At 37.7% G+C, this 11,120-nt stretch carries 13 protein-coding genes; 5 read left to right on the top strand and 8 right to left on the bottom strand.

The window, feature by feature from the left end; genetic code table 11:
• Nucleotides 1-141: 141 nt before the first annotated feature.
• Nucleotides 142-1,287 carry a radical SAM protein gene (locus QVB70_RS11005; RefSeq protein WP_287586083.1) on the bottom strand — a complete coding sequence of 382 codons (1,146 nt, stop codon included), beginning with the start codon at nt 1,285-1,287 and terminating at the stop codon, nt 142-144.
• A gap of 92 nt (nt 1,288-1,379) precedes the next feature.
• Between QVB70_RS11005 and QVB70_RS11000 the strand changes: the two genes are divergently transcribed.
• The gene (locus QVB70_RS11000) at nt 1,380-2,126 is read left to right on the top strand and encodes a class I SAM-dependent methyltransferase (RefSeq protein ID WP_287586081.1); all 747 of its coding nucleotides are present in this window, start codon (nt 1,380-1,382) and stop codon (nt 2,124-2,126) included.
• A gap of 67 nt (nt 2,127-2,193) precedes the next feature.
• The gene (locus QVB70_RS10995; RefSeq protein WP_287586079.1) at nt 2,194-3,267 is read left to right on the top strand and encodes a hypothetical protein; all 1,074 of its coding nucleotides are present in this window, start codon (nt 2,194-2,196) and stop codon (nt 3,265-3,267) included.
• A 60-nt stretch (nt 3,268-3,327) separates the two neighbouring features.
• Here QVB70_RS10995 and QVB70_RS10990 read toward each other — a convergent pair whose 3' ends face one another.
• Entirely contained in the window at nt 3,328-4,803 is a 1,476-nt protein-coding gene (locus tag QVB70_RS10990; RefSeq protein ID WP_287586077.1) for a hypothetical protein, read from the bottom strand.
• A gap of 201 nt (nt 4,804-5,004) precedes the next feature.
• Here QVB70_RS10990 and QVB70_RS10985 point away from each other — a divergent pair, with 201 nt between their 5' ends.
• The 3 genes from QVB70_RS10985 to QVB70_RS10975 all read left to right on the top strand — a co-directional run bounded on the left by QVB70_RS10985 (nt 5,005) and on the right by QVB70_RS10975 (nt 6,957).
• Complete coding sequence (locus QVB70_RS10985; RefSeq protein WP_287586074.1) at nt 5,005-5,832, top strand: histone; 828 nt, start codon at nt 5,005-5,007, stop codon at nt 5,830-5,832.
• A 38-nt stretch (nt 5,833-5,870) separates the two neighbouring features.
• Nucleotides 5,871-6,290 (top strand): secondary thiamine-phosphate synthase enzyme YjbQ, encoded by a 420-nt coding sequence (locus tag QVB70_RS10980; protein ID WP_287586072.1) that lies wholly within the window; start codon nt 5,871-5,873, stop codon nt 6,288-6,290.
• A gap of 142 nt (nt 6,291-6,432) precedes the next feature.
• Nucleotides 6,433-6,957, top strand: coding sequence for a GTP-binding protein (locus QVB70_RS10975; RefSeq protein ID WP_287586070.1), 525 nt, complete (start codon nt 6,433-6,435; stop codon nt 6,955-6,957).
• Nucleotides 6,958-6,996: 39 nt separating this feature from the next.
• Here QVB70_RS10975 and QVB70_RS10970 read toward each other — a convergent pair whose 3' ends face one another.
• From QVB70_RS10970 to QVB70_RS10945, 6 genes are all read right to left on the bottom strand, one after another.
• The gene (locus tag QVB70_RS10970; RefSeq protein WP_287586068.1) at nt 6,997-7,860 is read right to left on the bottom strand and encodes a hypothetical protein; all 864 of its coding nucleotides are present in this window, start codon (nt 7,858-7,860) and stop codon (nt 6,997-6,999) included.
• Nucleotides 7,861-7,893: 33 nt separating this feature from the next.
• Nucleotides 7,894-8,976: a glycosyltransferase family 2 protein gene (locus tag QVB70_RS10965; RefSeq protein ID WP_287586066.1), complete on the bottom strand. Its 1,083-nt coding sequence runs from the start codon at nt 8,974-8,976 to the stop codon at nt 7,894-7,896.
• Between the two features lie 102 nt (nt 8,977-9,078).
• Nucleotides 9,079-9,573: an NYN domain-containing protein gene (locus QVB70_RS10960; RefSeq protein WP_287586064.1), complete on the bottom strand. Its 495-nt coding sequence runs from the start codon at nt 9,571-9,573 to the stop codon at nt 9,079-9,081.
• A gap of 320 nt (nt 9,574-9,893) precedes the next feature.
• Nucleotides 9,894-10,322, bottom strand: a complete 429-nt coding sequence (locus QVB70_RS10955) for an NAD(P)H-hydrate epimerase (protein ID WP_287586086.1) — start codon at nt 10,320-10,322, stop codon at nt 9,894-9,896.
• Between the two features lie 41 nt (nt 10,323-10,363).
• Nucleotides 10,364-10,576, bottom strand: coding sequence for an NAD(P)H-hydrate epimerase (locus QVB70_RS10950; RefSeq protein WP_287586062.1), 213 nt, complete (start codon nt 10,574-10,576; stop codon nt 10,364-10,366).
• A gap of 53 nt (nt 10,577-10,629) precedes the next feature.
• Nucleotides 10,630-11,120, bottom strand: a 491-nt coding sequence (locus tag QVB70_RS10945; protein WP_287586060.1) for an ROK family protein, incomplete at its 5' end; no start/stop codon positions are given.

Genomic DNA, 11,120 nt, shown 5'->3' with positions numbered 1-11,120 from the left:
GAGTATTATCGATAACGTCTTGATGGGTCACCATGAGGTTTTCAATCAAAACTTTGAAACAGCAAATCAGATTTACATAGGAATAACAAAACGTGGAAGAATCCCCTATTATTGGTAGGTTCTACAAGAGTCTTCTTTTTTTCATAGTAATTCATTTTGTGCTTTAATACCCAAGATATGCAAATTTCCTATATTTACCCTGTTAAGGTATTTCTTAGCAATGTGATAGCATTCTGATGCCTGGACCTTAGAGGTTGGGGGTAAATCAATCATTTTAAACGCAGGATAAAACGCCAAAAGGGAATAGGGGATATCTGGATTTATTTCCGATATAAATCGTGCGATTTGCTCTACTTCTGCAGCACTTACATACCCTGGTACAAGTAGGGTCGATGCCATGAGGATAGGTAAGTTTGGACGCTCATTATAAAACTCTTTTGCTATCATTTCGAAATTTTCGAAGGCTTTCGTATTATCGACTCCGGAAACAGCTAAACTTAGAGAGGGAGTGGCTGCTTTCAAATCGAATTTTATGTTTCCGCCAGTTTTAAGGGAATATTGGGCTGCTTTTCTTACAAGGGATGAATTACCACACCCATTCCATTCCCAGCAAATCCGTAATATCTTTTTCTTTAATTCTAAAGCACGTTTAGATGCCTTAAGTGCAAACGGTAATTGTGGTTCAGGAGAGCCTCCAAAGAAACACATACAACTAATTTGTTCGTTTTTTCGGATGGTTTTTACGAACTCTTCTACATTAATCAGGTGCCTTGGAAATTCCTTATGAGATGCATTCTGGCAGAATAAACAATTGAAATTACATCCATAAAAAAATACTGCCAAATTAGAATAGCCTTGTTCAGGTCCTTCTCTATATGCATATTCGGGATATCCTTGACCCGTACCTGCTGGGCAAAACCATGCCGCACAACAATTTGTTATATGTGGATCTAAGTAATATGATAGCATTCCTTGTTTAGTCCCAGCACCAACAAACTGTCCATTTTCATTTTTCCTTAAGCCGCAATAACCAATATCGCCTTCTCCAAGAGAACATTGATTGGAACAAAAATTGCATTGAATTCCACCAGGAGTTCTTGGAGGTTCGGCGGGTAAACCATAAGGTATTCTTGCCTTTTTATGTGCCATTTTTATATAAGGAAGTGAAGATGATGGATCCTTTCTTATACAATCACCACAAATACCTAAGAAGCCGGATATTTTAACGCTTTTTGAACCACATAATTGACATGTAACCTCTTTTGGTTGGTAAAAACGAAATATCATCCTTCAACTCTCCAATGTAGGATTTTAATTATGTAGTCCAGGTGAAATTTCAATCTTTATATTAATAAATAACTTCCAATAAAGTCTTGATCATGGAGCCAATTAGATCATATGAGAAATTTGCTGAAGTATATGATCTTGTTACACCTGAAGAATTCTATTTTGATTATTTCAATTTTATTAAAAAAATCCTCAAAAGCTTGAATTATAATCCCCAAAATATTTTGGATGTCGCTTGTGGAACGGGTAGATTAGCAAAAATTTTGCTCGATAAAGACTATGATGTCGAGGGATTAGACATATCCGAAAGTATGTTAGAAATTGCGAGAAAGAGAGGGCTGAAGGTTTATCAATCTAATATGGTTGATTTTAATGTGGGACAGAAATATGATTTGATAATTTCTACTTATGATTCGTTAAACTATGTTCTACAAGAATCAAGCCTTAAGAAATGTTTCAATTCGATTAAAAAACATCTTAACCAAAAGGGTATTTTTATTTGTGATATGAATTCCGATTATAAGATAAATAAAGTGTTGCCAGAATACAAGGTTGATTATTACGACTTTAGTGAAGTTAATGCAGAATTAATTTGGTTAAACTCATACCAGAAAAATTACTGGATCGGAGAGGTTATTTTATTTAAAAAAGCAGAAGACGGAAAATATGATCGGTTTTACGAGAAGTACATTGAAAGGGCATACGAACTAAAAACGATTAAAAAATTGCTAAAAGAAGCAGAATTCGAGATTCTTGAAACCTACTCCGATTTTGAACTTAACAAAATAAAAAAAGACTCAAAACGTTGGTTTTTCGTAAACCAGATAAAAACCGATTAACGAATTGTTTATTAATCCGAGTGTGAACTCGTCCTAAGTTCACTTTATTATAAGAGATGATGAAAGTATGCCAATCAAAGTTGCTATTGTAGGCGTTGGAAATTTTTGTTCAGCGCTTATTCAAGGTTTACAATATTACAAAGATGCAAAAGAGGGTGAAGTGGCTCTTGGCCTTCTTAACATCACCCTAGGAAAATACCAAATCACTGACATTGAAATTGTAGCTGCATTTGATATTGATAAACGAAAAGTAGGGAAAGATTTAAGCGCAGCAATCTTTGCAGATCCAAATAATGTCCCTAAGTTTGCAGAAATCCCCGAATTGAATGTTACTGTCTACAAATGTGACCCATTAGGCTCAACAGAAGGTGCTTTGGAAGAAATGATACAAGTAGATAATTCTGAGCCTGCAGAGGTTAAGGAGGTCATAAGAGCAAGCGGTGCAGAAATAATAATCAACTTGCTTCCAAGTACTGCCGAAAAAGCGTCAAAATGGTGGGCTCAAACAGCAATTGAAACAAAATGTGCTTTTATCAATCCAACTCCTATTCTGATAGCTTCAGATCCATACTGGAGCGAACAGTTTTATTCAGCAGGATGCATTGTCGCTGGTGATGACCTTATGAATCAAATTGGGTCGACTGTTTTGCATAAGGCTCTCATTAATCTGTGTGTTCAAAGGGGAGTACATATCGATGAGAGTTACCAGCTCGACATAGGCGGTGGTTCGGAATCGCTTGCAGCCATTGATGAAAAGGGCTATACAAAGAAGAGATCGGTGAAAACTGAGTCGGTTAGTAGTTCTATACCTTATGAGGTTCCATTAGTCGCTGGATCAACTGATTTTGTGGACTTCATGAAAGACGTCCGAGCTAGTTACTTTTGGATAAAAGGAAAGTGTTTTGCGGGACAGCCTGTTACTGTAGATATTAGATTGACCTTACCTGATGCAAGTGCTGGCGTGAGTGTGCTCTTAGATGTTATTAGAGGTGTAAAGATTGCTTTAGATAGAAATATGACAGGGGCTCTTGTTGAAGTTTCAGCCTATGGATTTAAACATCCGCCGATGCATATGGGTATCACAACTGCTCATCAACGATTCTCGAATTTTATTTCAGAACAGGATGCAGAAAGATCATAGGTCGTATAGAAAAACCAACTTTTTTCTTAATTTTTTGGATTTTTGAAAGAAAAAGCATGTTTAAAAAAAGTACGGAAAGGCATCCGCACCAAAAAACTGTCTCCTCATGTATTCTTCTTCAGAAATCGCAGCAATGATTTCATCCGACTCATTGAGAGGAATACGGATACTTGAAACCAGCAGATAGTTTTTCATTAAAACATCCTTGAAATCAGTTACTAGACCTGGAGTTGCTTCTGATTCATCAAAAGTCAAAGAAAGCCCAATTCCAAGTTTTCCTGTAATAGTCTGACCTCTCGAAATCTTATATTTCTTGCTACTTCGTATGTCCGAAACATTCTTAACCTTTCCAAAGCGAACGGATACTACCGTTTTACCACTTCTTCGCAAACGTTCAAATTCAGGGTTGGAATACGCAACTTCTAAGCGAGGTCGTTTTATTTCTACTTCAGTCTTTGCATTTTTCAAATCAGTCTGAAGTTTTGCGCCTAAAAGTTCTCTGTGCATCTCTGTCCGATTAAGCATTTCAAGAACTCTTTCTCTAGCAGGAATTTCTATGACAGAATCATTCTTTTCATGTAAGAAAGTGGCATTTATGCCATCTAAAATCGCTCTTTCTCGATTTACAGCATGAGCACGGTTTTCAATAATTTGGCTGCCCTTTTCTAAAAGACACAGTGCTTCAATTGCAAGCCCACTCACAATTCTCGATAAGTCTACTAACCTTCTCGGTTCTCTTTGATTGTCAAAAATTCTTGTTTCAATACGATTTCGAGTAAAACTATCTTCCTTATCGTCTGAAATGTTTGTAGAGGGGCCGCGCGGTGTAATGTCGCGTAATCTATGTCCTGTTGTGTTTGCGATTATTGTTGGCTCTTTTTCAAGTGCACCTATTTTTAACGAGTAGCGTAGGGCACCATAGTATTCATTTTGAACTAAAGCAGGCTGATGACGAGGGATCTGTAACTTTCCAAAAGGATTTGGTTTCAGAACAGTCGAGTTCAGAACACGATTACTAACCGCTCCCGTCTCTCCTTGAATGATTGGCGTATTTGCAGATAAGGCTATGAGCTCTGGAAGATGATTCCAAAGATGGTTGTATACGGCTAATATCTCTTTAGGATTCATCACCTCGTTAGCTGTTCGTTTTGCAGATACATTGATATGAGTTCCACACATAGGATGTGGATTGCTCTCAAGAGGGTGTAAACTTTGAACAAACAATTTATAGCCTAGGCTTTTTGCGGAATCTAAGAGAAGCGACCTTCCTTCGGTGATTGCTGAAGGAACTTCTGAAAGTGGAATCGGTAAACTCACATGCTCAATTTGTGCTAGGTTAGGTTCTGGATCCAGAGACCTAATTTTCAACATTATACGTTCCAATCTCTCAGCATCTTGGTTCAATAGGCTTGCAGCAGTTTCCATCAGTTGGTCTGCAGCAGCTACAAGCGTTCCATCCTTTGAAATGATTAACAGTTCCTCTTCAAGTCCGATAGCAACTTCGTACTCACGACAAATATTTTCGATGACACCCAAATCGATCCCTCAAACAGATATATTTCGTCTAGTGGGGTTAGAGTTTGATGATTCGCAATATCTTAATCGCTAGATAAATACAAAGCAATTATAAAATATTTTTTTATAAGCCTTGACTTGAAAGTAATCAAGAAGTTTTGCATTCTGTCACCGCAGTCACAAGGGAATTCTATGAGATCATCGAAGTCTGTGGAGAAAAATATGTTGACTTTAAAAGGATTTATTGAGATTCCTGGAGACATACCAGTCTTATTGACGGCGCCTCATGCTATGGGTCCACGTGCAGATCTCTTGACGGGCGAAATAGCGTATAGAGTTGCAATCGAAGTTGGAGCATATGCCTTGATTGCGACTGTCTCACGTGAAGATAAAGACTACAACAGGGCTAAGTGGAGAGACACACCTTTTCGCAAAAGGCTTCAAGAAATAATTGCAGGTCTCCTTAAAACTCATTCAGAAGTGCTTCTCTTAGACATTCATGGTATGGAAAAACCAATTACATCATTCGAAGAAATTACTGTTTTATTTGGCACGTCTGGTGGAGTTACTATTGACGTTGATTATATTGAAATGCTCCGTGAAGAACTCGAAGCAAGAGATATTCAGGGTGAATATGCATTTATGGAGGCACCTCAGTATATGGGCGGTGATATCGTATCGTATCACGGAAAGATCTCAAGAGGAGTGCATGCTGTTCAACTCGAAATCGCAGCTAAAAATAGAAAATTAGGAGAAAGGGATCTCATTGATGCTATTGTAAATTTCATCAGAAGATGGGATTTAACAAAACTATACACACATGAGTTAAAAAAGACTACAATGAGGAGATTACTAAAAGATGCTGGTGCAAAAAGAATAGGCCAAGATGCACCAGATGTTCTCCGAGATATTTTAGAAAATATAATCATTCAAACTGTCGTAAGGGCAGCCAATATTGCAAGTACGTCTCAAAGGAAGACGATAGAAGGAAAAGATATTAGAAAAGGTGCCTCAGGGCTTTTAAAGAAAAAAAGTTCGCAAATCTTCTGATCGGAAAAATAGTCAAAAAATAACTAGGAGAGGAGGAAATGACCGTAGTGACAAAAAAAATCAAGTTTCAAACTAAAGGTGAAGTAGATATCATTGATATCTCCAAGTCTGTAAATAAGGTAATTCAAGAAACTAATTTAAATAACGGAATCGCCACAGTTTTCTGTCCTGGGGCGACAGGAGCTATTACAACTATCGAGTACGAACCAGGCTTAATAGAAGATTTACCTAATGCACTTGAGAAATTCGCCCCGAAAAACGCATACTACAAGCATCATGAGCTCTGGCATGACGGCAATGGGCATAGCCATGTTAGGGCATCTATTTTAGGACCAAGTCTTACAGTACCTTTTAATGAAAAAAGACTGATATTGGGAACTTGGCAACAGATTGTTTTTCTTGAACTTGATGTAAAGTCCCGCTCCAGAGAAATAATAGTTCAAATCATTGGAGAATAGTCAATCACATATCAAATTACATTTTCTTTTTCTTTTAGACTGAATCAAGACAAGATTTTGAAAATCTATCATACCCCAGTGTTACGCATTCTTAAATCAAATATCGATGTTCTGAAATTGATTACAAAACTGAGGTATCCCGTTGTCTAGATTTAAATTAGTTGTGACTGGTCCCATAGCTTGCGGCAAATCTACTTTTATTAAAAAACTTAGTGGAAAACGAGCACTTAGCATAAATAATGATGAAGGTAGAACAGTCGCTTTAGATTTTGGACGTTGTAATCTGTCTGGAATAAAAATCTTTGCTTTTGGTACGCCAGGTCATGAACACTTCGAATTTATGAGAGAAATCTTAGTTCAAGGAGCAGATGGCTTACTTGTTCTTTTTGACAGCTCAAGACCTCACACATTTTCAACTGCAGTGAAGATGCTGCAACGATTGTTAAATAAACTTCCAGATACGGTCCCTTTTGTTCTAGTTGCAAATAAACAGGATTTACCCGATGCCTTAGACGTGGAATATTTCTCTCTAGCTGCTGGAGATTCCTTTTCTATTGTGGGTACAAGTGCAATAACAGGAGAGGGTATTGGGAAGGCTATCGCAGCTCTTTTGCGTAAAACATTGGAATGCATTCCAGCAATGTCAATTACCCCCCCTAAAGGATAGGGGCTTCCAGAGGCGGGAGTGGTAAGAAAAGTTCTTAAACTAGTCAAGTTCAACTTCTTTTCTATCTTCAGATATGTGCGCTTTTAATTTGTTTTCTGCAATTAATTCTTTCACTTTTTTACGAATTCGCTTCTCATCCCTGCCCATTTGGTCAGCTAGTGTCTTAAAAGAAATTTTGCTTCTGCTTGTGATAATTGCAATTAATGTTTTCTTTGAAACTCGTCGTGGAATGTAATAAACCGCCAAAACTATCGAAAAAATTGCAATACCAAAAACTAAGAATCCAATCCAACGTGGAAACGCAACCCAGAAGTTTATAGGACTTAATTCAGACCCTTCTATAGTACAATCTACCAAGAGACCTTCGCTTAGTCCCCAATCGTAGACTTTAACCGCAATTACATTTTTACCTTCACGTAAAATCGAAGTAACATCGTAGATCTCAGCCGTTTGCCAGTGAAATTCTGGAGCATCACCAAAATAATGTGAATCAGATCCAACAAATATACCATTGACATAAAGCCAGTAATCATCATCTGCTGTGATTTTTAGAAGTGCTGAAGTTGGGTTTTTTGTAAGGTAGAAACTTTTTCTAAAGTATACAAAAACATCATCGCCACCAGCACTTGCGGACCAGATCCATTGAGCTCTTGTGCCCTCCATATTTTGAATATCTGAGGGACTAACCTTGTGTTTATGTGGAGCGTCAACATCCCACCAGAAAGTATCTTCATAATTTACTTCAGTCCAATCAGTGGAATTAGGAGGAATTGCAGAATAGGCTTTCCAACTCCAATCTGTAGTAACTGAGACATTTTCGGCAAAAACAGGTTGAATAGCTGCCAAACTATATAGGATAATAACAAGGGCGATGATTAATGACCCCCATATCCTTTTCTTCATGATCTTTCCTCTGTCCATCACTCAGATATATCTCTAACGTTCGGTTTTATACCATTCTTGTTTGCCTTGTATAAGAGAGATAATAGTTCCGATTGTTATTATTGTATAGACTGGAACCATGAATGGGAAAGCAAGTCCTACAAATGCTGTTTTCCATTTATCAAGGCCATAAACGTACAACCAACTGCAACAGAGCGGTACTGCTAGGAGTACACACCAAATAAAGTAATTAAGGGGATATACCCACAGACCAAGGCCTGGCCATGAAAACAATTTTTCAAAGGTTAATAAAAGTATCACCAATATAAATGCGGGATAAAATATGATTGGAAATAGCATATAAGTAGCATAGGCTAATTTTCTGGTTCTTGAAATGCCAACTTGAGAAAAAAGCGTTTTGAAATGCGTTTTAGCTACTTGAATTGCCCCAGTTGCCCATCTAATTCTTTGTTTTATAAAGGCTTTCAGACTTTTCGGTTTATCTTCTGGAACAAAGATATTTGTATATTTAATTTTATTATCGCCTAATATTAGTCGTGTAGAGAGTTCTAAATCCTCTGAAAGGTAATCTTTCCAGCCAAAATCTAGAATTATGTCCGCCTTGAACAAGGCAGACCGTCCAATAAAGTCAGCTCCCTCTAAATGACTCCAGAGATAACGTAAAAAACAGCCCCAACTTTCATCAATAGATGAAAATGACTCTACAAAGCGGTTGGAACTCGTAGGCACGGGGATAGCTTGTACTCCAATTAAATCATCATCAAGTTCTGCAAGCATTCGATCTACAAAATCAATAGGAGGCAAACAATCTGCATCCAGAAAAAGGATATAATCGCCTTCAATGTGTTTCATGGCATCTCTCAGCGCGGATGCTTTTCCTCCTCGTTCCTTTCGTATCAAAAGTACATCCAATTGTTCGCGATAATATTTTGCAATTTCATGTGTTGTATCGCTTCCGATATCACACACATAAATGATTTTACAACGAGCGTTATTGTATTCTTTAAGTCGAAGTGAGGATAAAATACTTCTTTCAATCAAACGTTCTTCATTATAAGCTGTCACAACAATTGAAACATCGAATTTTTGAGAAGTTGAATCTAAAGAGGGACACACATCTTAAGCCTCAATTTGCATAAGACAACAAATATCTTAATCTTTTGTATCTAATTCCCGAAACTTAAAAAATGGCGTTAGTTCAAACGTTTTGAAATAGACTCAGGTACTAGAACCTTTATGTTTTGGTGTTTTTAGTTTGAAAACATAGTCTGCTGTATTTTGAAGCGCTATACTAAAACCAGGATCGAAGCCAATTGCGACTGTCTCTAACCCTTGTTCCTTAGCTTTGCGTAGCATAATTGCTGCGCGTGCATGTCGAGATGCGATAATGAGTGTTTTTACATTTGATTCATTTAATATAATCATAGTCTCCATTGCCATTGCTACATGGATATCTCCAAGGGCCACTACAGGATTAAATCCGCTGTTTGAAATCGCTTGCAATAACTTCTCTGGGGCGTGTCTATTAAGAAAAACCTTTGCTACTTGGATCTTACCTAATTCCCTTGCCGCATCCTCAATATATTCTAAACGGACTTGATCTCCAGCAACTCGGCGTAAGATATTTGGTCCATCGATAAGTAGCGCAATCGGCTTTCCCCCTCTCTTGAATATTTTTTTAATGATCTTCCATTTGGACGGTTGATCTTCCATTTCGAATTACCCACCATAGTTGAACAAAATAGCTACAAATTGATAGTCTTTTTAATTAGTCTATAAATGGCGTTAAATATTTAGATTTTTTGGAGAACTTGTCAATCGTCAACTACAACACTATTGTAGTGAATCTGAGAAATATTTGGAATTATAAATGTTTTCATATCTATCAATAGGACTATTTAAAGAAACCAAAGAAGAGAATAGTGTTTCATATAAGAATCCAAGTGAAATTAAGTCGTATTTTGGCTATATTTCCTTCCAAAACCCATTATGATGAGTAATCGGGTCGTTTTCTTTCACATTAAGATAAACGACTAATTAAGCCTGATAAGAGTATCATTAAGAAACAATGGGGGGACATTTATCCCCATTTCTTCGTATAAAACATCTGGAACGCTAATATCAGCGAGATATAGTGACCTCACAACTTGTTTTACATCTGGCTTCACAAGACCCGTCTTTGGTAACGCTAAGGTCATTGTAGCTGTGGCTTGAACACATGGGTTGTAGATTTCTCCTGTTGTAGCATCCAATCCAGAAGGAACATCTAATGCAAGTATTGGAATAGATAATAAATTTATTCTTTCAATCATTTTTGCGGTCCATCCACGTGGATTACCAGCAAGGCTATATCCGATCACAGCATCAAGAATTAAATCACCTTTATTATTTGATAGGGATTTCAATGCACGTTCAGCGGTTTTCTTTTCAAGAGGAAATTTCTTGAGAATGCTCCATTGCAGCTCAGGAATACCTCTAAGTTCTTCTGTTTGAAGTAATACTGTTATCTGAGCACCTCAATTGTAGAGGTGCTTTGCGCCACCAAACCTCCGCCCCCATTGTTACCTTTACCTGCAACAACTATTATTTGTTTTCCGGAGATAGATCCATCCAAAAACCTTCGTGCAAGTTCTGCCAGATTTCTTCCAGCATTTTCCATCATCTGAAGAAGTTGAATGCCATATTTTTCGATCATCAATCGATCAACTTCGCGCATTTCAGCAGTATTAACGACAGGAATTCGTAAATCCGCTACAGAAATATAATCCGCTATATCTCACCCACTAAACTTCGAGCTAAAGCAGCCGCACCAATGCCACCTGCGTCATCACCCAAAGCAGCTTTAACTATTTTAAGCCGCTCAACAGACGCCTCAATCGCATATTTACGAACAATCTGCTCCACAACTTCGATCAATTCCGGAAAGCCTTCAATAATACCCCCACCCAAAATCAAAACGCATGGATTAAAAGCATTAACAATACCTACAACACCCGAACCCAAGTAATGGATTGTTTCTTTCATTAGACGTCGGGATAGAAGGTCGTCATTATTGTAAGCCTGAATTACGTGAACTGCAGTAACCTTATCAATACTGCCCGCAAGTTCAATTAACATTTTGCCTGCTTGTAGATCTGCTCTAACTGCTTCTTGTGCTCGTTCAGCGATGGCCCAACCACCTGCATATGCTTCTAGACAGCCATAATTGGGACAATGGCATTTTCTTCCGTCAACAACAATTGTCCTATGCCCTAATTCTC

The sequence above is a fragment of the Candidatus Borrarchaeum sp. genome (assembly GCF_019058535.1).
GTDB classification, from domain to species: Archaea; Asgardarchaeota; Sifarchaeia; order Borrarchaeales; family Borrarchaeaceae; genus Borrarchaeum; species Borrarchaeum weybense.
The sequence above is the reverse complement of the archived record's forward strand: the minus strand, read 5'-3'. Positions and strand labels throughout refer to the sequence as shown.